The sequence below is a fragment of the Gimesia sp. genome (assembly GCF_048260065.1).
Classification (GTDB): Bacteria; Planctomycetota; Planctomycetia; order Planctomycetales; family Planctomycetaceae; genus Gimesia.
This window is the reverse complement of the sequence record NZ_JBLXHC010000017.1, coordinates 16,539-42,005: the sequence shown is the minus strand read 5'-3', so window position 1 is coordinate 42,005 and position 25,467 is coordinate 16,539. Positions and strand designations below refer to the sequence as shown.

The window sequence follows — 25,467 nt, the reverse complement described above, 5'->3', positions numbered from 1 at the left end:
AGTGTGCAACCGATGAGCTAATTCGGCGACAACACCGGGAATTATAAGAGCTTGCCTGAATCAATCCCGAAACTGGTAAGAAAACAGGTCAGCATCTTCCAAACGAAACTTCAGACGAACCGGTTTCCCTGCCAGACTGCTGACATCGGATTTTTTATCCCAGGTCACCGTACGGTCAACGGTATCTCCAAACAGTTCATCACAGTCTTTGAAAGTAAAACCTGGAACAGGTTCGCCTGCAGCGGTCTGAATTTCCACAAACAGACTGCCGGCTGCCGAAGTGGAAAAATTGAGCGACAGCTCTTTCCCTGTAAAGGTGAGCGGTACCGTCAGCAACTCTCCCCCCTTCATCGAGGCATGCAACGAGGAAAAACCATCGAGACGCATTGAGTAACGTCGGAGAGAGCCTCCCTTCCCATGCCAGTAATCTTCCGCCGCATAAATGGAGAGTTCATCTGGCGCTCCTTCGAAACTCGATTTTGTCTGAGCCACATTTTCGGCGATGAACTGATGCCCGTACTGCCAGGTCCCCGGACGTTCGATGCCCGGCCGCAGGAATGCATCATTCCAGCGTTTGAAATGCACCCCATCCCGACTGGCCATTAACAGCCCTTCACTGATCGCCGTACCGTATCGCTCGACGGACGAAGCCCGCAGCTTACGACGTTCATAATCAGGCAGCGCCTTCATTGATTCTGACCAGCCCCGCTCGATATAACGTGCCGGGAAACCGATCCTGAAATGAGGTGCGCGAAAGTAAGGCTTTACCTGGTTCGTATAAAGCTCTTCGCTGGGCGAATCTTCGTAGACCAGATCAGCCACGTGATCCCATTTGATAAAGTCGGGAGAAGTCGCCGTCTGAATCGCGCGATCGCCTTCTGGCTTCCAGGTTTTGGAATCGGTAACTCCCGCGGTAAAGACCCGATAGTACGTTCGATACTGCTTTTGTTCCGAGTCCCAGAATGCCAGGTTCTGTGAATCGAAGGCCCCTTTCGTGATGACCGGTTCTTCCTGCATCAGCTTCCAGTGAATTCCATCCGCTGATTGAAAGGCGAACAGCCCCCCTTCTCCCTGTAAACCTCCGAGCGCCTTGAATTTTGCTTCCGGCGTGCAATCGGGGTTCTCATCCAGAAAAGGAGCGAAATTATGACAGCCCTTCCCTTCAAGAATGATATTATTCTTTTTCGATCCTTTGAATTCGACGATCCCCAGTTCCGGTCGCGTCCAGTGAATACCGTCTTTACTTTCTGCATAACAGTAATACGGCTTATGACTGCCTGTATTCAGTTTTCCCTCGGAGACGATGATATGTGATCCACGATAATAGAGTCGATACAAACCGTCATCCTGGATGATCGTATGATAGCCCGAACTGCTGCCTTCCCAGGGTTGATCAAATTTGAAGACCACTTCACGGGGAACCGGTTTCTGCAGACGAAGTTCTGCATCCCCTGTGATTTTATCGATCAAACCATGTTCGATAAACAGTTCTCGCCGATCACCGATATTCACCGGCGGTTCTGCAGAAACGGACTGCAGACAACTCAGCAGTAAAGTAAGGAGACAAACGAACTGAAAACGGAATGCGGAAGCCGGCATGGTGAGTTCTCCTGGCGGGTCAAAGATTTCTTTTTACGATACCAGAACCGCAGCAGAATATCAGCCAAAATAACCGGAAAACTGTCTTACTTATTCTACGAGTTTCAGATGCAATAAGGGATACGGATTACCAAATCCGTCTACATCAGATCGATGAGCTACCTCAAAACCCAGATGTTGATAAAAGCCCAGCGCCTGTGGGTTCTGCTCATTCACATCAACCAGTTCGGCTCCGAGTTTATTAACGGCATATTCAACCAGATGGCGTCCAAACCCCTGACCCATCCAGTCGGGATCAATAAACAGTGCTTCGATTTTTGGTGCTTCCACACCGATAAAACCAATCACAGATTGAGAGTCGTCTCGCACGCAATAGACAGGCATGGAACTTAAACAAGCCTGCTGTACCAGAGGTTTCAACGATTGAATCGCCTCTTCGTCCAGAAAATCATGCGTTGCACGTACGGATGCCTCCCAGACCTCCAACGCGCGTGGATGGTCTTCTGATGTGAGATTCGAAATCTGAAATGAATGAGTCATATCAAATAGAGAAAGAGATCGATCATTTAACCGGCGCGTTCGTTACGAAATCGAATGACCAGCTTACCCGGATTCATTGAATAAAAAAAGCCGCCCTGCTTCAGAGAAACAGGGCGGCTGAGAAATATTTCAACCAGCTTTTACAGAACGTTGGAAACGCCTGGAGTCGGAATCGGATAGAATCCATTTTCATCGGGAACGGTCACTGGAGTTGCTTCCCAGGAGAATTCTTTTGGCATCAGACTGACTTCAGAAGCCATCGCTTCATCCCAGGTGACAGGCTTACCACTGTAAGTTGCCAGACGTCCCAGAATTGAAGTCATGGTGGATTTTGCACCATACTCGGCTTCGTTGTAAGGTGTACCGTTATAAATGGCTGCGAACAGATCGTCATGTTCAACCTGGTAAGGATTCGTTTTCTTACCACGATATTTCCATTTGTATCCGCCAGTGGTTTCATACTTGGCACCACTGATATCGCAGGATCCCTTGGTTCCCTGAGCATGCTCGGTCACGCTGTTCCAGCAGTTACGGATGTGGCGGCACTGGCTGTACATCCGGGTGTCGTCAGCATAGACAAACTCGACGGCGAAGTGATCGTAGATCTCGCCATACTTTTTGTCGGTTCGAACCTGACGCCCGCCCATGCCGTAGGCTTTGACCGGGAAATCGTCTTTCAGCCAGTTACAGACATCGATATTGTGAATGTGCTGCTCGTTGATGTGGTCGCCACAGAGCCAGTTGTAGTAATACCAGTTTCGCATCTGGTATTCCATTTCTGATTTGGCATCTTCGCGAGCCAGACGAGGTTCCCAGACTCCACCACTGTTCCAGTAGCAACGCATGGAAGTAATATCGCCGATCGCACCATCTTTCAGACGTTGAATCGTTTCGATGTAAGGAGCCTGGTGATGTCGCTGCAGACCCACGCCGACAGCCAGGTTTTTCTCTTTGGCTTTTTTGGCCGCTTCGAGAACTTTCTTCACACCGGTGACATCAGTGGCAACCGGTTTTTCCATAAAGATGTGAACACCTTTATTGACGGCTGCTTCGAAATGAATCGGACGGAATCCCGGAGGAGTTGCCAGAATCACAACATCCACGCCGCTATCCAGAAGTTTCTGATAGGCATCGAACCCGACGAACATCTTGTCTTCCGCAACATCAACACGTTCAGGACGGCCGGAAAACTGTTTCTGCAGATTGTTCAAGCTGCTGTCCATGCGGTCTTTGAAAGCATCCGCCATCGCTTCCAGTTTGACGTTTCCTTTCGTAGACAACGCCTGGGAAGCAGCTCCGGTACCACGACCACCACAGCCGACCAGACCGACTTTAATCGTATCATCACCACTGGCATGAACATGAGCGGTAGAACCTAAAGTAGAAAGGATTCCGGTTCCCACCGCAGTGGCAGTTGTTACTTTCAAGAAGTCGCGCCTGGAAGTAGATTGGTTGTTAGATTGAGTCATCAGAAGCCTTTCCCTAATCTGCAGGATGATTTGGTAAGATAGAAATATTCCTAATACACATATGCATTTGCCGGTTCAACTGTTGATGAAATCCCGGCAAATGCAGCTGTTTCACAATAATATTTGATACAAAAAGAGCCGATCAGCGGCCTTCATCAGCCGGGATCACAGGATCAAGACCGTACTTTTTGCGTTCTTCGGCAGTAGGCACTTTCAGAGGACGAACCACCCGGAACCCGACCATAATCGCATCGGTATGGTACCAGATACTTTGTGGGATCTGTGGATCCTGAATCTTCCAGTCTGAGCTGGAAGCAATTCGGTTGGCACTGCGAAGCCCTTCCGGTTCGTCATCCCATGATCCGCCGCGAGCGACGCGAGGATAGAGAGTCTTAGGAACGTTGACGGGAAAATTGAGTGTTCCTTTACCGCTCCACTTTTTATAGGCGTCGGGAATGTATTGATCGAGTACCCACTCGGAAACATTGCCGTGCATGTCGTACAATCCCCAGGGGTTCGGTTTCTTCTGTCCGACTTTCTGGTAGGTGTCATTGCAGTTGGCATAATGCCAGGCATAGTCATCCAGATTCGCAGCATTATCTCCAAATGAATAAGCGGTCTTGGTCCCGGCCCGGCAGGCGTATTCCCATTCTGCTTCGGTGGGAAGACGATAATAATGCCCTGTTTTTTCACTTAACCATTTGCAGTAAGTTTTCGCTGCCAGCTGAGTCATGCAGATCGCGGGATAGCCATCGTGTCCCATATCGAATGTCATGTCGGTGTAAGGCTTGGTGGGACGGGTTACCGCATCAGCAGCTTTTTCTTTTTCGTCGAACTTGCCTCGCATCAGTTTTCGACGCTGGATATCCAGGTTGAAACTCCAGATGTCGTATTCGTTCCAGGTAACTTCATGCTTACCCATCCAGAACGGTTCGATTTTGACTTTGACCTGAGGACCTTCGTCCGGTTCACGATTTTTTTCACCATCAGGGCTCCCCATCAGAAATTCACCGCCGGGGATTGGAACCATGTCAAAACTGACATCGGTGTTCTCAATTTTTTGAGTGTAAGGTTTCATCTCTTTTTCTGTTTTAGCTTCCTGTGCGGAGGCCAGAGAAACAGAGAACAGCATTGCGGCAAGGAATGTGAATTTGCCTTGCATTAAGAGACTGTGACGACATACGCTAAGCATATTAGTTTACTCCGTAACGGTAATCTGCAATCGGACTTTGAATCGGGATTGATGATGTCATACATTTTTCAGGCATGCCTGCTGCTCTCCACATTGTCAGGCAATCAACAATGCACGGATAGCGAAATTCTGACTCGGTATGAATTTCAGGAAGTGCATATGGGAGTGCAATGGAGAATCGTATTATATGCTACCGACAAGGCAATCGCAAACAATGCTGCTCAAAATGCGTTCCAGCGTGTAAAGGAACTTAACAAACTGCTCAGCGATTATGACCCGGAAAGCGAGTTAAATAAGTTATGTCGATTATCGGGGCCTGGAAAACCGGTTCCCGTGAGTCCCCCCCTGTTTGAAGTACTGAAAAGAAGTCAAGCACTCTCACTGGAAACGGAAGGAGCATTTGACGTTACCATCAGTCCCGTGGTCCGTCTCTGGCGCAGAGCACGCCGACAAAACAAGATGCCGGACCCCGATCGTCTGGCTGAAGCCAGAGCCAAAGTCGGCTTCCAGTCTCTGAAACTGTCGGAACAGAATCGGACTGTCGAACTGTTAAAGGACGAGATGCGGCTCGATCTGGGAGGCATTGCCAAAGGATATGCCGCTGATGTCGCCTTGCAGGTTTTGAAAGAACATGGCATCCAGCGAGCCATGATCGATGCCAGCGGCGATCTTGTACTCGGCGATCCACCACCGGACAGTTGTGGCTGGAAAATCGGTATCTCATCCTCAGATGCTCCGCAGACAAAAATAGACCGCTTCCTGTATCTGCATAACATGGCGGTCGCTACCTCGGGTGATGCGCTGCAGCATGTTGTCATTGATGGAAAACGTTACTCCCATATTGTCGATCCTCGCACCGGGCTCGGGCTCACCGATCAGAGTCGCGTCACAGTGATCGCCCCCAATGGCACATCAGCAGACAGTCTCGCCTCCGCCATCAGCGTCCTGGGGCCTGAAGCAGGAATTAAACTTTTAAGTCAGAAAGCAGGTACCGCCTGCCTGATTTTGCGTCATGAAAACGGTAAGCTGAAGTCTTACGAATCTCCCTGCTTTTCGCGCTATGAGTTGAAACCGAATCAAGAATGAACTGGAGCCGACATGTCGCAGAATCTGGTGTATCTCAATGGTGATTACGTTCCCGCGGCAGAAGCTAAAATTTCGATCTTTGACGGCGCGATCAGCCTCGGCATGACTGTGACCGAATCGACGCGGACCTTTGCCCATCAGCCCTTTCGCTTGCGGGATCATCTGGAGCGTCTCTACCTCAGTCTGAAAGCGGCCCGCTTCGACGCCGGCATGACACTGGATGAAATGGAACAGCTCACCCTCGAAGTCTGGGAGAAAAACAGTCCGCATTACCCCGCGAACACCGATGCCTGGATCATTCACAACATCACCCCTGGCCAATGGGTCCCCTCCAGCGGACAGAAACCACCGGAATCCAAACCCACGGTCATGATCGTCACCCTGCCTCTCGACCTCTCTTACTGGGCTGATTTCTATCGAACAGGCTGCCACGCCGTCACTCCCTTCACCCGTGTGCAACCAGCGCAATCGCTCGATGCACGGATTAAAAACCGCAGTCGCTTCCTTTACACCATGGCCGAATCGGAAGTCAAACTGGTCGACCCGATGGCACAAAGTCTGATTCTTGATACCGACGGCTTCCTCTCCGAAAACAAGGGGGGTAACTTTTTTCTGGTCGCCAATGGCTGCATCAAAACCCCCAGTACGATCAACTGCCTGAACGGCATCAGCCGCCAGACCATCATGCAGTTGGCGCAACAACTGGAAATCCCCATCGAGGAATGCCGACTGCTCCCCTACGATGTCACTACGGCTGACGAAGCCTTTTTCACCAGCACTCCCTACTGCATCATGCCCGCTACAAAATTTAATGGCATTACCATCGGAAGCGGCGAAGTCGGTCCGATCACGAAGAAACTGATCGGCGCCTGGAGCCAGCTCGTCGGCGTCGACATCCAGGAACAGGCCCAGCAGTCGCTCTCCTGAATCTACAGAAGTTCGCTGCCCGGTCAAGGTATAAATATCTGTCGTTGTCTTTTACTTTCCAGCGTATTCGTGTGTTAGAGCAATGGTGTTCCCCCGCGAGCCTCTTTCACAATCATTTGAATAAAGTGCAGTTTGCGAAGCACGGTGCGGGACATGACAAACGGATAGAAATCCTGATGCCCCATGCTTCGCGCGAGTTCATTTAATACCGTAGTGAGTTGAACCCACGAATTGACCAGCAGGATCACGCGTTCTGCATCCGGGGCCTTCGGATCATAGAGATCGTTCACAGTAAAAGGTTCAACGGCCTGCTCGACATCTTCGCCACGCAACCCGAAACGCAAAGCAGTATCGAGACTGTCGACGACATGCAGATAATGCGCCCAGCACTCAGCCCAGTCTTCCCAGGGATGAATCGACGCGTAAGAACTGATATGTTTTTCAGCCCAGTTCGCAGGAGGTCCCTGCTCATAATTTCGTTTGAGCGCCGCCGCATAGTCTTCCCGCTCATCCCCGAACAGCTCACGATACTTCTCCAGCCAGGGCATGTCTAACACGAGTCGGTCCCAGTAGTAATGACCGATTTCATGGCGTAAATGCCCCAGGAGCGTGCGATAAGGTTCATTCATTTCCTTGCGGGCTTTTTCACGCGTAGAGTCGTCCGCTTCCTCAATATTCAGCGTGATCAAACCATCGGCGTGCCCAGTCAGAACACGTGGTTTCTGCCCGGTGGAGCGTAGAAAGTCGAACATGACGCCATGCTCGGTATCTTCACTCACTTTCGATTCAACCGGTAAACCGAGATTTAATAATTGGGCAACGAGGCGGCGTTTGGCATTTTCAGTTTTGCGCCACCACAGTCGATTATCAGGGTCATCCAGGTTGGGAATGGTGTGGTTCAGCCGACAGGATCGACAGAGGGTTGTCTCTTCATCCGCCTGTACGAGCCAGTTGCACCCTGCGGGAGAGTCGAAATTTTTGCAGCGTTTCCAGAGGGTTGCCTGTTCGGTTTTTTCATCTATCACCCAGGTACCCGCAGTGGGTCCTGCTGTCAGTGAACGCAGTTGTTGCAGTGAGGGAGAATATCCCAATGGCGACTGGCATCCCAGGCAGACACTATTTTGAAAATAGATCGGCCGCCCGCAACGACAACTGAATGAGCTTCTCAGTCCGGACGACTCATCCGACTTCCAGACTTCCACCAGACGTCTGGTAACCGATTCGAATATGTTGAGCATGTGATAACTTTCTTTACCCCGATGCTGTGTGCATCAACCTGATCAGAGTTTACAGCCAGCGTCTGGACGAAGAAATCCACTGTCATAGCGATGCGTGTCTACTTTACGCTGCTGAATCCCGAATTGTAAAGGATCAAATAGATTCGTGTTTCTCGCTGCACACTCTGATACCTCTTCCCTATTTTCACGCATGTCTGTTTCTTCCCTGACTGCTAAAATTCCCCTTGACTCCTGCCCGCCGTTCACCAGGATAAGCGTTTAACTGAGTCGCGCGCGATCCAGTATTTTTGCACTTGAAAACCATGAATCACTGATAACTTCCGCACTATAAAACCCGCTTGTTTCAGACCGATTTGATAAAAAGCTGCTCAAACATGCTCTGTGGGTCGCCGCCCATCGCAATGCATCGTCCGAGCACCGTCCCGGCATCGCATCAGATCGTTCACCTGTCAACCAGTATCGCCACCCGAGTCTGTTCATCACCCCTTGACCTCCCTGCGCCTTTCCAGAAAATAAGACTCGATTCAACAAGACAGCCTCCCTTAGATAGATAGACTCAGCCAGAGGAGAAACAATGTGCCCCGCCACCGGATCGGCCTGTGCGCTCTTCCGAATAAAGCTGCGTCCTGCAAATTCTAGGGCGCATCGCATGGAAACAAAGTTGCGCTCAATCGAATCTACTCGTCCCCATGGACCTGAAGACGCTCCAGTAATCTGGACACAGTGTAGCTGATCTCACCAGACCACACGCAGATGAACATTCAGCAGATGAACATTCAGAAGTGAGGGAAATGACCAGATCTCCTGATCGACACGCCCCTGTCCTTAATTGTCCGGATATTGGCTTTGGGGACACATCTACAGCGTTTGAACCAGTTTGAAAGACAACGGGATATAAGCTGTAAGGGTTCTACCGGTTACTACAGGCCCCTGATTCAGCAAGGGGGTGATTTGACAGGAAACACTCAGGTATATCGATCCGTACAACCGAACAAAACAGTGGTATCGACAGATTACGGAGAATCCGCCGATTCATCAATTCTGGACTGATTACGGGTGTTGAAGTCAAAATGGTACGGTCAAAAAACGATGGTTACAGGTTACAGGTTAAGAACTTAGGACTCGCATTTGTTGCCGGCTCAATGCTGGTAACAGGCTGTTCGATGAATCCATCCCTCACTCAAAACGAGAATGAGATCCAGAAACCTCCCGTATCTACCAGCAAAACTGAAACCGCTGCAAAAGACACAGAACAGGATGCGCTCGCAACCGTCAGCCATGACGCTCCTGCTGACAATGCTGAGAAATCAGAGTCTGTAAAGCTGGTCAATGCAGAAGAGCCGCTGACTCCCAAACCGCTGGAACCGGTTCAGGCTTCCGCTGTCTATGAGCAGTCTGCCCTGGGGGGGGGAATCTCTCTGCAGGAGCTCGAATCCATCGCCCTGGCCAATAACCCGGCCATCCAGGAACTCGCTGCTTCAACTCAGAAAGCAGCCGGATACCGCACGCAGGTAACCACACGACCGAATCCGATGATCGGCTATCAGGGACAGCAGCTGGCCGACCGCGGAACTGACCAGCACCTGGCGTTTGTCGAACGGGAATTCGTCACTGCGAACAAACTGGAGCTCAATAACCGCGTCCTGAACGCAACATTGTCTGCACAGCTGCAGGAACTGGAAGCACAGCGCTTCCGCGTCCGGACGGATATTCAAATTCGGTTTTATCAGGCGCTGGCGATGCAGAAACAGCTTGAACTGATTTCTGAATTCCTGGAAGTGGCTGAAAAAGGTGCCGATTTTGCGCAACAACGTCTGGAAGCCGGCGAAGGAACTCGCGTGGATGTCCTGCAGTCGAAGATTCTCTATAGCGAAGTCCAGCTGACACAACGCCAGACGAAAGCCAAACTCGCCGCAGTCTGGAGAGAGATTGCCGCCATTTCCGGGATTCCCGAAATGGAATATACGAAACTGCATGGTACACTGCCTACCAATACGGGTACGCAAGACTGGGATGTACTAGCGACAAAAATGGTCGTATCCAGTCCTGAATACAGTGCCGCGCACGATCGTATCTCCCGGGCCTATGCCGCGCTGGAACGACAGGAAGTGCAGGCCATTCCCAACATTACCGCCCAGCTGGGTGCGGGTGTGGACTATGGAACCAACTCAGGAATGCTGAATCTGCAGGTCGGCGTCCCCATCCCCGTAAGTAATAAAAACTATGGGAATATCGATGCGGCTCAGGCGGAAATCTGCCGAGCCCAGATGGAACTGCAGCGTATTAAAAACGATATTGAGGCGCGTCTGGCTGTCGTCTCCAAAGAGTATGACACCGCCACTGCAGCCATTGACGTCTATTCAAATAACATTCTCCCGAGTGCCGTGGAGTCCCTGGACCTCGCGAATCAAGCCTACAAAGCGGGTGAAGTCGGCTTCGTGCAGATCCTGATCGCACGCAAAACCTTCTTTGATACCAACCTGCAGTTTGTGAACGCTCAGTCTCAACTGGCTGCAGCCCAGGCTAAGATTGATGGCTTCATGCTGACTGGTGCACTCAACAGCGTGCGAGATGACAGCGGTGATGCCAGCCTGCGAGATCAGACCTTCAGCCAGCAGTAGGCTTTACGAATGCTCGCTGTTCAGGGATTTTTGTCTTCGCCGAACAGCTTGATAGCTGAATCTCTGGAAGTGGTATAAACCACCATGTTCTGTGAGGGCACTGTGGTTTTCCACGAGTCACCTGCTTCGTCAAAGAATTCATGGAATTCCTGATCGGGGGCAATGCTGTGTGAAACCACCACGTGCAGCAGGCGCCTTTCTTTACCATCCTGCAGCAGCACATTCTCAAAATCACGCGCTTCGAATCGGATCGTATCCACTTGAGCCGATCTGGGATCAAATGTGGTGATCACCCGGGTTTCATTTGCTTTCAATGGTTGCTGCAAAATCATCCGATCAGCATAAGCCGGACCTTTGACGTCATCCGGGAAGTCCCTGGTTACTGTCGCAACTCGCCCGTTTGCAGTTGTCTGAATCTGTAATTGACCATCAGACACTCGCCCCTGTTTGTCAGTCTTGACAAATGGGTGGTTCTGGACCCGGTATCGAAAAGCTAGTACTTTGCCATCGACGGTTTCTTCTGACTGAATCGTAATTCGGGAGCGGGAGTCGGAGCGAACCCCTTCCGTCCCTGGTCGCCGCGAAAGCAGAGCGTCAACGACAGAGGTCTGCGTATTCACCACAACCTGTTTCCCGTCCCGATTGACGGTTTCGACCACGTTGTGAACATATCCAATATTCGAGCCCCCCACAAAAATCATTCGCCATTGCTCACGCGATGCCGGCGGTTTTGCGGGATCCCCCTGCTGTGCAAAAGCGATGCAGGAAAAATGAGATACGGCCAATGTAACTACGAGTATCAAACATCGATGCATGACAGAATCTCCGAAATAGATTGATCAAAGCTGAATTGTAAGAACGCGTGTACCATTGGCAGTGGGCAGCCGTCTCAATGACAGCTCCCTGAGTGCATCATGGGATTAGCCATTCTGCGCAATCAACCAAAAGCAAACACCCTATTCCCATCATATACCCTATACCATTGTATCACAACCACCTCGTGATAATTATTTTACCACACCAGCTTTGTGAACCGGCTCAACTCTCTCAATCCCCAGTCACCAGAACTGACTAGATTTATTTGATGATCCGTTCTGCAAGCATCAGGACCTGACACCCAATAGGGACCAGGCAGCAAGCGGTACGAATGAGCTTCGGCAAATCACGACTGCCTCGTGTGTGAATGGTATCAGGAAACCGGGAACACCATGCAGCGAACCACAGACCAGGTCGATTTGTCTTCCCCGCATGACTGATCCCGAAGATCCGGAATATCTTGAATACCTCAGATCACTCAACCTGACAGAATTGCTTGCTCTCGAGCGCGATCGCCCGGATGACGTTGATCTGCTGATTCGAATTGGTGGAGCATTTATCAAATTACGTCAACTTGATAAGTGCATTGAATACTATGTCCGCGCACTGAAGATTGATCCGTTTAATGGCTGGACGCATCTCTATTTCGGCAGTTTGGGCTACGGATTGAAATGCTATGACGAAGCGATCAAGCATTTCGAATACGCGGCTGACTTTCTACCCGATTCCGCATATCCTCAGTGGTATCTCGGTGATACTTATCGTGTAAAAGGTAATTTCGCCCGCGCCGATTTCCACTATCAAAAAGCGGTCGAGAATGACCCTGCAGATCTCAAAGCCAGACAGAAACTGGAAGACTGGCTACATGCAAAACAAGGTGGCCGGGACTGACTTTATAATCCACTATAGTGAATATGATGTCACTACCTTTTCGAGCGCAGGATACCCGAGTATTGTCTCGAGAAGAGGCTTGAGACCTCCTGAAGGTTCGTTTAGAATCTGAACACTGTCTTTTCAGTGTTTTAAGAGCTCTGTAATTCGGATTATCACTTGCCAGTCACGCTTCAGCAGTTTATCGATCGACTTATCGAGAGTGGTATTGTTTTACAGAATGAGATCACGACCATTCTTGATTTACGGGACATGCCTCCAGAAGATGGCGAGCAGTTTGCCCGGATACTGATCAATCAGAAAAAGCTGACCATCTATCAGGCAGAGCGAATCACCCAGGGAAATTTTCAGGGCCTTTTACTGGGAAACTATCTGATTCTCAATCAGATCGGTGCCGGCGGCATGGGACAGGTGTTTCTGGCAGAGCACAAACGCATGGGCCGCAGGGTCGCACTGAAAACGCTCCCCCAGTCACTGGCAAATGATCCGACCATCGTCAGCCGTTTTGAACGGGAAGTGCTGGCGGCTGCCAAACTGTCGCACCCGAATATTGTTACCGCGCATGATGCAGATGAAGCCAACGGCATTCACTTCTTCGTCATGGAATACATTCATGGCGTTGATCTCTCGAAGCTGGTCAATCAACAGGGCCCCCTCAGTATAAACCTTGCCCTCAATCTCGTAATACAGACCGCTCAGGGGCTGCGTTATGCTCACGAACGGGGAATCATTCACCGGGATATCAAACCCGCCAATCTGCTGGTCACTCCCGAAGGCACGGTCAAAATTCTCGACATGGGACTGGCTCGACTCGAGAGCGACGATGAAAGTCATGCCACCTCTTTGACAACAGCCGGTTCGATGTTGGGCACGGTGAATTACATGTCCCCCGAGCAGGCACTGGATACGCATACCGCGGATGCCCGGAGCGATATCTACAGCCTGGGTTGTGTCCTGTATTTCCTCCTGACGGGAGATGCGGTATACGAAGGCAAAACGGCCATCCAGAAAATCCTCGCCCACCGGGAAGAGCCCATCCCCTCTCTGCAGGCAAAACTGCCGAACCTGCCGGAACAGCTCGATCGCAGCTTTCAAAAGATGCTGGCCAAGAATCCCGACGAACGCTACCAGACCATGAGTCAGGTGCTGGAAGAACTGGAAGCCTGCCAACCCGCCGACCTGACGGAAACGGAGACTTCACTGTTCAGCAACAGTCAGCCTGACGATGACTCTGAGCTGTATTACTTCTCCGAGGGTTCCGTCCAGGCCAGTAATCGCACGGTTGTTCAACCTCCGAGCAGTCAGGACACTTCCGCAGCCGATCGCCTTTCCGCAGCCAGACTGCAGGACACACTGATTGGCGATGTGGAAACCGAGCCATACACGCAATACGAGAGTACTACTCCCCCCCGCAAGCGACCTGTGCTGTGGCTGATCAGCAGTGGGTTACTCGCTGTCGCATTACTGGTAAGTGCTGCCTTTCTGATCTTACAAAACAAGTCAGGAATGGCGACCAGAGCAGGCATTCCCGAAGCGCCTCCGGTTGAGAACACTGGGATGGTCACAAGCGTGGAACACCGCCTCCCGGAAGAGCCAGAGAAACCATCAGTTCCCCCCGAAACAACGGAAACGCGGACTGAGGACTTTGCTCTGGCGTTCGATGGGGAGGACGACTACGTAGAGCTCCCGTTAACCACCAGTGATCTGGAATACCCGCTGACTGTCGAGGCCACCGTGCTCTGTCGCCAACAGAAGGCCGTCGGAGAAGTCCCCATCGTCAGTCTCTTTTTTCAGGATGGAATTCATCAACTGCTCGGCTATGACTTTGAAGATGGCAACTGGCTTGCCTTAAAAAAAAACAGTGGCCATATGTCGGAAAAGAAAAGCAGTTCACGACCGGGCCTGCTCCTGGAAAAAATCCAACTGGCAGCCGTGTTTGACAAAGAGACAATCCGTCTGTTCGTCAATGGCAAAGAGCAGAAACAGGGTTCTTCCAGAAGTACAGTCGCTGATGTGGACGCCACCCGCGATCATCCGGTGCATCTCGCCCGTTCTCTTTTGTTCTACGGAGAATGGAAAGACTGTTATCTGAACGGTTATCTTGATGAGGTCCGGATTTCGAATTCGGCGCGCTACTCCGCTGACTATCAACCTGAGCCGGTACTTAACTCAGACGAACACACGATTGCCCTGTATCATTTCAACGAAGGCACCGGAAAAATCCTGAAAGATGCTTCGGGCAAGGGACACGACGGCCTCATTCACGGCGCCACCTGGGCAGATCTCAAGGAAGTTCCCTACTGGTACATCAGTGAAAAACAGCAGTTCTATTCTGAACTCTCTCAGATGGAACCAGAGAAACAGATTGAAGCCTTTCGCCAGAAAATGATCGAACTCAATCCCGGTTACGATGGAAAATTGGAGTACCAGACTGAAAACGGCCAGATTCATCGCCTGATCATATACCATAATCGTCTGGTCAATATCTGGCCGATCAGCGCATTCAAGTCTCTGCAGGCTCTGCAATGCGGCGGAGATACGGAACAGGCTAAACTTTCTGACCTCACCCCGTTGAAAGGTTTGCCAATCAAGTTACTGGAGGTCAAACAGACCAGCGTGTCTGACCTGTCCCCCCTGCAGGGACTTCCATTGGAGTTCCTTGAAATCCCGTTCAACAAGGTCACAGATCTGTCTCCATTAGAGGGAATGCCTCTGAATCATTTAAACCTGAACGGGAATCAGGTATCTGATCTTTCACCTTTAAAAGGTTTACCACTGGATCATCTGGACCTGTTTAGCCAAAACGTGACCGATTTGACACCATTGACAGGCATGCCATTGAAGCTCCTGATCTTGTCCAACACGCCCACCTCAGATCTTACTCCGCTACTTGAAATGCCGCTGGAGTCACTCTACCTGGATCAAACCAGAGTGACTGATATTTCAGTTCTCCGAGATATGCCGCTTCGCAACTTACGCTTAACTGCAACAGAAGTATCAGACCTCTCCCCTTTACAGAACACAAAACTCGAAGATCTGCTGATCTCGGACACCAGTGTTTCTGATCTCACCCCACTCCGGGGATTGAACAAGCTGAAGTCAATCATCGCGGATCGAACCGAAATTTCAGATCTGACACCACTTGAGAATCTACCTGTCCAAAAGCTTTCCGTCATGGGCTGCCCTGTCTCGAGTCTCAATGGTTTAAGTTCAATACCACTCAAGCATCTCTGGGTTCCAGTTCGCTGGTTTGATCCTGCGGAAGAACAACTACTGCGTTCCCTGCCCCTGGAAACGCTCAACGGTTCCTGGGAGAGTGGAATGCCGGTCCAGATATTTTGGACGGAATTCACGACAGCACGTCAAGCAGCAACTGAATTTGCTGATGCCACTCGGCGACTCCCTGTTGAAAAGCAGACAGCTGCCGTCCTGACCAGGCTGCAGGCACTCAATCGAAATACGCAACTGCAAATCGAGAGCAGTCTGACTGGGGGGGAAGTGACTGCCGTGACAGTAACCATGAAAGAGAGAAACCGGGATCTCACCCCACTGCGAACATTCAGTCAATTGAAAGAACTGAACCTCATTACAATTAAAGATCCCCAGAGCATCGGCACCTTTTATTCGGTTGATCTCTCCCCCATTAATTACGCACCATTGGAAGTATTAACCTGCGACCGGAGACTTGTCCTGCGAAATCTACCCATTCTGAAAGACATGCCGACCCTGAAGACAATCAACGGTCAGCCCAGCGGAGATTACCTCAAAGCGGTCGCTGCAGATCCATGGCCTGCACAAGGACAAAACTGAAGAGGGATACCGATCAACGTCTTTCAGTTCACACCTTATCACCGAAGGAAATGCTGCGCTGAATGAAAAACAGCAGCGTCTGTGCTTCAAGGTCGATCAACCAGAAACCGATCCTGTCTGCCAGACAAACAGCAGATCAGGCGATCAGATTCTCCAGCACTTTGCCTTCGACGCCCGTCAGGCGATAGTCGAGGCCTTTGTGTTTGACGACCAGTTTTGTGTGGTCAAAGCCCAGTTGATGCAAAATGGTCGCGTGCAGATTGTGGATGTGCACTTCATCTTCCACCGGATAAAAGCCCAGTTCGTCGGTTTTGCCGATGACGGTTCCCGATTTCATTCCGCCGCCTGCCATCAGCATCGTAAAGCTGAAGGGATGGTGGTCGCGGCCCTCTTTCCCCGGATTGATTCCGCGGCGGACTTCGTTCATCGGCGTGCGTCCGAATTCTCCTCCCCAGATGACCAGCGTGTCATCCAGCAGACCACGCTGTTTAAGATCTTTGATCAACGCGGCACTGGGCTGGTCGGTCATACCACAGTTGGTTTTCAGATTCTCATTCAGATTGGAATGATCGTCCCAGGTAGAATGATAAAGCTGCACGAACCGCACGCCGCGTTCAATCATCCGCCGCGCAAGCAGTGCATTACTGCCAAACCAGTTGGTTTTCTCATCATTGATTCCATACATGTCGAGCGTTGCTTTGGACTCGTCTTTGAAATCCAGCAGTTCCGGCGCAGAAGTCTGCATGCGATAAGCCAGTTCGTACGAAGAGATCCGCGAGGCAATTTCCGGATCGCCGATCTGATCATAGCGCAAGCCGTTCAGATCACGAATGGCATCCAGCCGATTCCGCTGTGTGGTCTGGGTAATGCCGTCCGGATTCGACAGATACAGGATCGCCTCTCCGCGACTGCGAAACGTCACCCCCCGGTACGTCGAGGGGAGAATTCCATTGGTCCATAGCGAAGAACCGCCATCAACGCCTTTTCCGGAATTGGAAAGTAATACCACGTAACCCGGCAGATTCTTCGATTCGCTCCCCAGCCCGTACGTTACCCAGGCCCCCATACTGGGGCGATCGAACATCGTCGAGCCGCTGTTCATCAGCATCTGGGCCGGATGGTGGTTGCTGACATCGGTGTGCACTGTGCGAATCATACACAGGTCATCCGCACAACTTCCCAGGTGAGGCAGCAGATCCGAAAACTCCATCCCGGATTCACCATATTTTTTGAAAGTCCGGGGAGACGCCATGACCTGCGCCGTTGATTTAATCAGTGAATCGTTGATGCCTTTCAAAAACGATTCCGGCACCGGCTGACCATGCAGCTTCTGCAGTTTCGGTTTCGGATCGAACAGATCCATCTGGCTCGGACCGCCCGACATGAAAATGAAGATCACATTCTTCGCTCTGGGTTTGAAGTGAGGCGTTTTGACGGCCAGCGGATTGACAGCGTTCGCCGTCGACGTTTCAGCGACTGACTCTTCCGCCAGCAGTTGCTGCAGCGCAATCGAACCAAGGCCACAGGCAGAGGACTGTAAAAAATGGCGGCGTTTCAACTGTAGATACTGGCTTGATTCCCACATCGTTTTCAATCCCGTGTAATAAATTCATGCAGATTGAGTAACACACTCGCCACAACCGTCCAGGCCGCCTCTTCCTTCGAAATCTTTCCCTCGGTTGCTTCCGACTGATTCAGCTCCTGCTGATACAGTAACTTCAACCGTGCGACTTCCTGCTCCTGCGGCTCACGGGACAGACAGAGCCGGAAGGCATACTGCAGCTGATCCTCGAGATCTCCCTGCTGTTCTTTCAATACGCGCTGTGCCAGGTTTCGGGCGGCTTCAAAAAACACCGGATCATTCAACAGCGTCAAAGCCTGGAGAGGTGTATTCGACCGATCGCGACGGCTGCAGGTCTGACTGGGATTCGGCGCGTCAAAGATCACAGATTGAGCGTAAGGAGAAGTCCGCAGGATCAGGGTGTAAAGCCCACGCCGATAGCGATCGTCTCCCGTACTGACCTCCCAGGTATTGTAACCAAACGCCTCCATCACCACGCTGTCAGGTTGAGGGGGACGCACGCAGGGGCCACCCCGCTTTTCCGTCAACAGACCACTCACAGCTAGCGCCTGATCGCGGACGGTTTCCGCCGGCAGCCGCAGACTGACCTGATGACTGAGCAACCGGTTCGAGGGGTCTTTCTGATGGATGTCAGGCCGCATGCGAGACGACTGGCGATAAGTGGCGGATGTGACAATCATTCGATGCAGGTCTTTGACGTTCCAGCCTCGACTACGGAAGTGATACGCCAGCCAGTCCAGTAACTGCGGATGTGAAGGCTGATCGCCCTGCGTCCCAAAGTCATCTGAGGAGACAACAAGGCCCTGTCCGAAGTATTCCTGCCAGATGCGATTGACCGTCACCCGCGCCGTCAGTGGGTTGTCGTTCGAAACCAGCCACCGCGCCAGGTCCAGTCGGCTCTGATTCTTCTTTTGCAACGTGGGTAAAAATTCGGGAGTCGCTGGCTCAACAGGTATTCCGGGAGCTTGAAAAGAGCCTCTCAAATGCACAAACGCCTGGGGAGGAGCTTGCAATTCCCGCACCGCCGGTGCACGGGAGACGGCGGGATATTCTTTGCGTAGCTCACCCAGTTTCCTGGCAAGCTCTCCCAGTTTGAGTTCTTTGAATCTGTTACTATTAACCAGTTGACCGCGACCCAGGAAATAATCGAGCAGATCATCGCGTTGTCTCTGACTGCGCTGCTCCGGTTGCATTTTCAGGATTTCCAACCCTTCCTGCTGCCCTTCTCCCGTCCCTACTCCCCAGATCAGTCCCATCACTTCCCAGGCACGCGCCCAGTGATGATCTTCGGCAAGATGCGATGCCGCATGAAGCATTTTCTGCTCCCATTCCCGCTGCAGTTTCTCCAGCGGTTCGCGGAGGGGGTCGATCAGAGCCTGGCGTTTCTGCTGATATTCTGCCTGCTGCTCCAGACGCTTCTGCTCACCCGCTAACGGCGCATCAATATTGACTTCATAGGCAGAGTTAAAGAAGGCATAGAACTGATAGAACTCTTTCTGCGTGATCGGATCATATTTATGATTGTGACAGCGACAGCAGTCCAGGGTGAGCCCCAGCCAGATGGTTCCCATCAGTTTGGTACGATCGACGACCTTGTTCACGCGAAATTCTTCCAGGTCAGCTCCCCCTTCGCGATTGCTGAGAGTCTGCCTGAGAAAGCCGGTCCCCTCGTGTTGGGCAAACGTCGTTTCAGGCAGGAGATCGCCGGCCAGTTGCTCAATCGTAAACTGATCGAAGGGCTTGTTCTCATTTAATGAGTTCACCACCCAGTCGCGGTACCGCCAGGCATGCGGACGGACGGCATCGGTCAGATATCCATCACTGTCAGCATAATGACAGAGATCTAACCATTGCCGGGCCCACTTCTCACCAAAGCGGGGTGACGCCAGCAGACGATCCACCAGGCGCCCGTATGCCTCGGGACTGGAATCATTCAGAAACTGATCCACTTCTGCCGGCGTGGGAGGCAGGCCGGTCAGATCGAGCGTCACGCGTCGAATTAAAGTGGTTTTATCCGCGGCTGGCGAGGGGGAAATCTTTTCGTCTTCCAGCCGCTTAAGGATGAATCGATCAATTTCATTTTTACACCAGCGCTCATTTTGAACCGTCGGCAGTGCTGGATTCACGATCGGTTGAAACGCCCAGTGTTGCTCGCGCTCTCTGGTTTTTTCACCCAGAACCAGATTCTCCGGCCAGACGGCTCCTGCTTGAATCCATAAACGAATCGCCGCGATTTCTTTCTCGGAAAGCCGTTCGCCTTCGCCTTCAGGAGGCATCACAATTTCATCCTGATGCGTTCCGGATATCATCTGAATTAACGGGCTTTGCTTCGGTTTTCCGGGGACAATCGCTGTTCCATAATTCCCCCCCAGCAGAGCGGACTTTCGAGAACTCAGCGAGAAACTGCTTTCCGGCTTTTCCAGGCCATGACAGTTCAGGCAGTGTGCTTCCAGAATGGGCTGAATATCTCGTGCAAACGAGATCGAGTCCGCTTCTTTTTTTTGTGTGTCTCGTTTCTTTTCTGCTGATAGAAGCGTTAGGGATAGCAGCAGCACAAGACAGACCGGCAGACTGAAATTGAGAATTCTGAATCTGCGGGCAGCAAATCGATCTCGCATCAAAACTCCTCTTCTGCACGTACACGTTGAAGCAGGAACCGTTTGATTTCACTCGATTTAATATAACGAATTATTTATACGTTGAAAAGGATCAACTTCAAGGCTGAGACTTAAATGCAGACAGGCTGGGAGAAGCAGTTCTCACCAGCCTGTCAGTGATTTCATAACTTGAAATTATTTGGCACTGGTTAAATCAAAATCAAAGGACGTATTCTCTTTCGAGACACCCGCTTTTAAGGAAGTTTCTTCCCCCTGATACTCTTTAAGTGCCGGGTTGGGACCACCATTTGTCATACGATCCACCGTGATTTTATAATCCCGGGGCGCGTTGACAGACATGCTATAGCTGCCTTTATTGTCTGTAATCGTGAGAGCGGGACCCACCAGCGGATCGCCGTCAGCCGGAACAAAAGTGACTTCCGCAGAAGGCAGAGGCTTTCCATCCAGTGTGACGGTGCCGGTAATTTCTACAGATTCATTGGGATCGGCCATTTTCTGTTCAGAACACCCCACGCAGAGCAGACAGATCAGAGCAGGTAGAGTTAACATTATTTTTTGAATCGTTCTCATTGTCGTTTCACTTTTTCTATCACTATCAAACAACCGGGAGATCAATACACACCGAGAAGTTCTCAGTGTGTATTGAAAAGAAAATCAGAATAGGAAAAGGTAAGTCAAAGTCTAATCAGGGAACTTCAACAACTTCCCCTCCCATGGCTGAGCATAATGCCTGCCATTGACGGCCATCGATATTGTTACTGATGAAACGCACGGCCCCATCCATGAACCCGCAATGCACGCCTCCGGTATGAGCACTCCCAACAGTACCCCAGTTTATCGTGGTGCTGTAAGTCGGCACGGGGCTGTTAGGCGTCGATTGAGTTTTTGTCGAGAACCCGATATTCCCGTATCCCACAGCCGGGTCAAACCAGCTGCGCCCCATATTGTTCTTATGAGACGTAGGCAGGACGTAATCTAACCCTTTAGCGAATTCCGAAAAGGTGATGGTGTTACTGGTTCCGTCAGTGATATTCTGCATCCGCATCTGAGGATCAACAGTCGCTCCTGTGTCTGTGTTATAGATCCCCCAGGAAGAGGCAAAGATACCATTGGTCGTGCGGGAACCATGTCGTCCACACAATCCATAGCCGTGGTTGGCACTCGCAGTGGGATAATTATGCTGCGCATAATTCGCATCATCGATCACCATTGCGCTCGGACACATGAAGACGCTTACTTTAGTTCGCCTTACTTCAGCATTGACTGAGTTCTGCGGATCAACGGCAAAATTAACTTTGTTATAGAGATTCGTCTGATCCAGGTAAGGCAGCAGCATCGTGTAAATTGTATAGGCATAGTTTCCGTTGTCGGTCACACAGCAGCAGTCGGGAGTGTTGTAATGATTGACGGCTCGCGGAATAACCCCCCCGGTCGTATCGATATAATTGTGTAACGCCAGGCCCAGCTGTTTGAGATTATTCCGGCACTGGCTCCGGCGGGCGGCTTCACGGGCCTGTTGGACGGCCGGTAACAGCAAGGCAATCAGAATGGCAATGATCGCGATCACCACCAGCAATTCGATGAGAGTAAAACCACGTTTGCGTCTTGAAGATTGAGGCATAATAAAACTCCTGAATAAAGTACTGATTTAATATAGAAAGGTCAGTAAATAACTATTATTTCTCCAGTAGTTGTCGCATATTGAGCGGAATGCTCAGATTGGATATCACAATTACATCAGAATCTGCTTATAATTAGCAATGTTACTTTAAGTACTTTTTAATAATTTTAGTTAATTAACAATTTGGCCCGCATTTCTTAATTAACCTGCATTCTCGCTTTCGATCTGATATTGAGGCCCAGAGTTTCGGGGCGGGAAGTGACCAACGAGGCATAGACTGAATCTCAGAATCCACAGCAGATGCGATTAGAGATTTCGCAATAACTACACCCGCATCACTCCCGGGTGTAGTTATTACCTGTTCTCGCTGTAATGAAGTTATCGAGAAACAGGATCACGGTACCTGGACGACCTCTCCTCCCATGGGAGTACAGAGTGCCTGCCATTGACGGCCATCAATGTTGTTACTGATGAAACGCACGGCACCATCCATGAACCCGCAATGTACGCCTCCGGTATGGGCACTGCCTACAGTTCCCCAGTTAATGGTCGTACCATATGTCGCTTTGGGATTGTTAGGCGTCGCATCGGTGCGTGTTGAAAATCCAACGTTTCCATAGCCTGCTGTCGCGTCGTACCAACTGCGTCCCATATTATTCTTGTGGGATGTTGGAAGTACGTAATCCAGTCCCTTGGCAAATTCTGAGAAAGTGATCGTGTTGCTGGTTCCGTCAGTGATATTCTGCATGCGCATCTGAGGATCAACAACAGCACCAGAGACACTGTCTGCAATTCCCCAGCGTGATGCAAAGAGTCCATTTGTTGTACGAGAGCCATGCACTCCGCACAATCCGTATCCATGATTGGCACTGGCTGTTGGATAGTTATGCTGAGCATAAGTCGCATCATCAATCACAATTGCGCTCGGACACATAAAGACTGTGACTTTGGTGCGTCGTGCCTCCGCATTGGCAGCATTCTGAGGATCAACGGCGAAATCAATCGTATTATATAGATTGGTCTGGTCCAGATAAGGCAGCAACATCGTGTAAACGGTATGTGCATAGTTACCGTTATCATAGGTACAACAGCAGGCTGGAGAGTTGTAATGATTGACGCCACGTGGAATTACTCCTGCAGTGGTATCTACATAATTATGAAGTGCCAGCCCCAACTGTTTCAGGTTATTACGGCACTGACTGCGACGGGCTGCTTCTCGCGCCTGCTGTACAGCCGGCAATAGCAAAGCGATCAAAATCGCGATGATCGCAATCACGACCAGCAGTTCAATCAGCGTAAATCCTCTTTTTCGCCTCAAAGAAAGTGACATCGAAAACTCCTAAAAAAAATAATATAATCGCAATGAACTACTAAGAGCCCTCTCACATCTGCCTTTTGAACCTCCATAACTGCATGCTTTGTGCGCTGCAGTCAGCTCAAGAAATTGCTGATTTATGAGGTTTCAAAAGCCTGTCCTAATTACACGCAAAATCGATGCCACAAAGAAATTCCATACGTGTAAGTAGTATCACCTGTAGGAAGCATGTAAGGGTCAGTGAAGAATTGCGGGCCCCCAAGTTCACAAGACACGACAGAGTGACGTAGTCGGAACCTGCTTCCCGCTCGAAAGGAGATTTCCCGGAATGGATCTCTCAGTTCGGCACACAGACTGACAAAAGAGAGTGAGTTCCCTGCCCAGACAGGGAACTCACATGAATCGAATTATTTTGTTTTCAATTCAAACGGAAAATCTCCGCCTGCATCGGTCACACTGGCGGTCAGTTTCGAATCGGTGAAGCTGCTGTACATGGGAGGCAGGGCTTCATCGGCACCAAGATTTGCCGGTGCTTCCGAACCATCAACTTTAATCGGTGTCCCGTCTGCTTTCAGGAAGTAATTGATCACAACACGATACTCTCCTGGAGGCGCACCAGCGGCTCCCCGGATCTGCTGTAAAGTATACTTACCCGACTCATCGGTGACACCGACGCATTCCACTCCCTTCGTAGACCCCATGGGTACGAATGTGACAGTGGCAGACATGATCGGCTTTCCGTTCAAGGTAACCACTCCTGAAACAGGAGCAGTATCTGGTAAAGATTCCGCAACGGTCGTCCCACCACAGCCGGACATCCCAGCCGCAAAAACCATTAACAGAGAATAGAGACTCAAACGATAGTACATTGCTTTTTTCCTGTCTCTTCCGGAGTGATCTTTTCACGCTCAGAAAGATCAAATTGATCCGGATTTAATTTGAAGCATCCTTCTGTATCCCGCTCTTGAAAACTTCGACACAAAGGGAATGCCAGAATTGAATTTGTAAAATCCATCCCTGGACATCAGGCTTAAAATCAGAACTCACCCAAGACATTACCATCAGCCATGCGGGCCAGATTTTGACGGGTAGTCGTATCAATATTTTCGCTGATAAAGCGAACCGATCCATCTCCCAGAGTAAAGTGAGCACCACCGGTGTGCAGACTTCCTGCGTAAGCCCAGCTCCCCAGTTTTCCCTGAGGCTGCTGCTGAGGTGAAGCAGAGCTGTACCAGAACCGATTGATCGGGTAGGAAACAAGATTCAAACCAACCATCACGTGACCGCGATATCCCCAGGCATTGGTACCACCGTTGTATACATTACGAGTCGTTTCACCGACCATCAGGGTATTACTGGTACCGTCCTTTACATCATCCAATCGGCACTTGCTGTTATCACCAAACATACAACGGCTTGTTGGCGCAGTTCCTGCCCAGTTCTCACATGAATTGTAAGGGGTAATCGTAATGAAATCGTAGTTTGTTTTTGCACCACCGGTACCGGTATTGGTTGCAGAAATACCATAACTGCTTGTTGCTGCAGAAATAAATTCAGTCCCTGAATCACTTGGGCAGAGAAAGGCAACGACCAGGTTTTTGACGACTGCAGCATTACCATTTGTAGTAGGATCGCTCAGAGCAGCAGGAGCTCCCGTACTGGTGTGAGTCGTAGCAGCACCACTGTGATTATATTGATTATAAATGTTCGCTTGATCCATGTACGGCAGGATCATTGTCAGTCCCGTGGCATTCAACAAGGGAGTGGTACAACGTCCAATATGAGCCGGGGGCAGTACCGAAAATGTTTCATGATAGTTATGTAACGCCAGTCCCAGTTGCTTCAGATTGTTTTTACACTGAGAACGTCGGGCTGCTTCTCGCGCCTGTTGTACGGCTGGAAGTAAGAGTGCAATCAGAATCGCAATAATGGCAATAACCACCAGCAACTCAATCAAAGTGAAACCGCGTTTACGTTGAACAAACCGTGTCATCAGTATCTCCTGGAATTAGATTGAATAAACTTGAATAAATTGATTCACACCGTTCAGTCTGCCTGCTTAACTGCTTGTCGAATCCGCATGGATGCAACAATTTTGTGCTCTAGTCGAATCTGAAAACCGGCTTTTATCAACAACACTAA

At 50.5% G+C, this 25,467-nt stretch carries 18 protein-coding genes; 5 read left to right on the top strand and 13 right to left on the bottom strand.

The annotated features are described in order from the left end of the window. Nucleotides 1-60: 60 nt before the first annotated feature. From ACN0YN_RS25135 to ACN0YN_RS25120, 4 genes are all read right to left on the bottom strand, one after another. The gene (locus ACN0YN_RS25135) at nt 61-1,599 is read right to left on the bottom strand and encodes a hypothetical protein (RefSeq protein ID WP_417387783.1); all 1,539 of its coding nucleotides are present in this window, start codon (nt 1,597-1,599) and stop codon (nt 61-63) included. Between the two features lie 90 nt (nt 1,600-1,689). Continuing rightward, a complete protein-coding gene (locus ACN0YN_RS25130) occupies nt 1,690-2,139 on the bottom strand; it encodes an acetyltransferase (protein ID WP_417387782.1) in 450 nt (149 codons plus the stop codon). 140 nt (nt 2,140-2,279) lie between these two features. Next, the gene (locus ACN0YN_RS25125; RefSeq protein ID WP_417387781.1) at nt 2,280-3,608 is read right to left on the bottom strand and encodes a Gfo/Idh/MocA family oxidoreductase; all 1,329 of its coding nucleotides are present in this window, start codon (nt 3,606-3,608) and stop codon (nt 2,280-2,282) included. A gap of 142 nt (nt 3,609-3,750) precedes the next feature. Then, nucleotides 3,751-4,686, bottom strand: a complete 936-nt coding sequence (locus tag ACN0YN_RS25120) for a formylglycine-generating enzyme family protein (RefSeq protein ID WP_417387780.1) — start codon at nt 4,684-4,686, stop codon at nt 3,751-3,753. A gap of 168 nt (nt 4,687-4,854) precedes the next feature. Here ACN0YN_RS25120 and ACN0YN_RS25115 point away from each other — a divergent pair, with 168 nt between their 5' ends. Together ACN0YN_RS25115 and ACN0YN_RS25110 are read left to right on the top strand one after the other, a co-directional pair. Beyond that, complete coding sequence (locus tag ACN0YN_RS25115; protein ID WP_417387779.1) at nt 4,855-5,886, top strand: FAD:protein FMN transferase; 1,032 nt, start codon at nt 4,855-4,857, stop codon at nt 5,884-5,886. Between the two features lie 12 nt (nt 5,887-5,898). After that, on the top strand, nt 5,899-6,813 hold the full coding sequence (locus tag ACN0YN_RS25110) for an aminotransferase class IV (protein WP_417387778.1): 915 nt from the start codon (nt 5,899-5,901) through the stop codon (nt 6,811-6,813). 74 nt (nt 6,814-6,887) lie between these two features. On the opposite strand, the gene ACN0YN_RS25105 is transcribed toward ACN0YN_RS25110, so the two are convergent. Beyond that, a complete protein-coding gene (locus tag ACN0YN_RS25105) occupies nt 6,888-8,051 on the bottom strand; it encodes a zinc-binding metallopeptidase family protein (protein ID WP_417387777.1) in 1,164 nt (387 codons plus the stop codon). 1,070 nt (nt 8,052-9,121) lie between these two features. Here ACN0YN_RS25105 and ACN0YN_RS25100 point away from each other — a divergent pair. Next, nucleotides 9,122-10,672, top strand: coding sequence for a TolC family protein (locus tag ACN0YN_RS25100; RefSeq protein WP_417387776.1), 1,551 nt, complete (start codon nt 9,122-9,124; stop codon nt 10,670-10,672). Between the two features lie 20 nt (nt 10,673-10,692). Here the strand turns inward: ACN0YN_RS25100 and ACN0YN_RS25095 are convergent, their stop codons facing one another. After that, the gene (locus ACN0YN_RS25095) at nt 10,693-11,487 is read right to left on the bottom strand and encodes a hypothetical protein (RefSeq protein ID WP_417387775.1); all 795 of its coding nucleotides are present in this window, start codon (nt 11,485-11,487) and stop codon (nt 10,693-10,695) included. Nucleotides 11,488-11,920: 433 nt separating this feature from the next. Here ACN0YN_RS25095 and ACN0YN_RS25090 point away from each other — a divergent pair, with 433 nt between their 5' ends. Both ACN0YN_RS25090 and ACN0YN_RS25085 read left to right on the top strand, forming a co-directional pair. Further along, entirely contained in the window at nt 11,921-12,379 is a 459-nt protein-coding gene (locus ACN0YN_RS25090) for a tetratricopeptide repeat protein (protein WP_417387774.1), read from the top strand. A 159-nt stretch (nt 12,380-12,538) separates the two neighbouring features. Then, nucleotides 12,539-16,189 (top strand): protein kinase domain-containing protein, encoded by a 3,651-nt coding sequence (locus tag ACN0YN_RS25085; RefSeq protein ID WP_417387773.1) that lies wholly within the window; start codon nt 12,539-12,541, stop codon nt 16,187-16,189. 136 nt (nt 16,190-16,325) lie between these two features. Here the strand turns inward: ACN0YN_RS25085 and ACN0YN_RS25080 are convergent, their stop codons facing one another. From ACN0YN_RS25080 to ACN0YN_RS25050, 7 genes are all read right to left on the bottom strand, one after another. Continuing rightward, a complete protein-coding gene (locus ACN0YN_RS25080; RefSeq protein WP_417387772.1) occupies nt 16,326-17,774 on the bottom strand; it encodes a DUF1501 domain-containing protein in 1,449 nt (482 codons plus the stop codon). A gap of 5 nt (nt 17,775-17,779) precedes the next feature. Beyond that, complete coding sequence (locus tag ACN0YN_RS25075; protein WP_417387771.1) at nt 17,780-20,389, bottom strand: PSD1 and planctomycete cytochrome C domain-containing protein; 2,610 nt, start codon at nt 20,387-20,389, stop codon at nt 17,780-17,782. 174 nt (nt 20,390-20,563) lie between these two features. After that, complete coding sequence (locus tag ACN0YN_RS25070) at nt 20,564-20,938, bottom strand: carboxypeptidase-like regulatory domain-containing protein (RefSeq protein ID WP_417387770.1); 375 nt, start codon at nt 20,936-20,938, stop codon at nt 20,564-20,566. Nucleotides 20,939-21,074: 136 nt separating this feature from the next. Next, nucleotides 21,075-22,010, bottom strand: a complete 936-nt coding sequence (locus ACN0YN_RS25065; RefSeq protein WP_417387769.1) for a DUF1559 domain-containing protein — start codon at nt 22,008-22,010, stop codon at nt 21,075-21,077. 394 nt (nt 22,011-22,404) lie between these two features. Next, nucleotides 22,405-23,340 carry a DUF1559 domain-containing protein gene (locus ACN0YN_RS25060; protein WP_417387768.1) on the bottom strand — a complete coding sequence of 312 codons (936 nt, stop codon included), beginning with the start codon at nt 23,338-23,340 and terminating at the stop codon, nt 22,405-22,407. Nucleotides 23,341-23,732: 392 nt separating this feature from the next. Continuing rightward, a complete protein-coding gene (locus tag ACN0YN_RS25055; RefSeq protein WP_417387767.1) occupies nt 23,733-24,194 on the bottom strand; it encodes a carboxypeptidase regulatory-like domain-containing protein in 462 nt (153 codons plus the stop codon). A 167-nt stretch (nt 24,195-24,361) separates the two neighbouring features. Next, nucleotides 24,362-25,318 (bottom strand): DUF1559 domain-containing protein, encoded by a 957-nt coding sequence (locus tag ACN0YN_RS25050; protein WP_417387766.1) that lies wholly within the window; start codon nt 25,316-25,318, stop codon nt 24,362-24,364. Nucleotides 25,319-25,467: the final 149 nt, after the last annotated feature.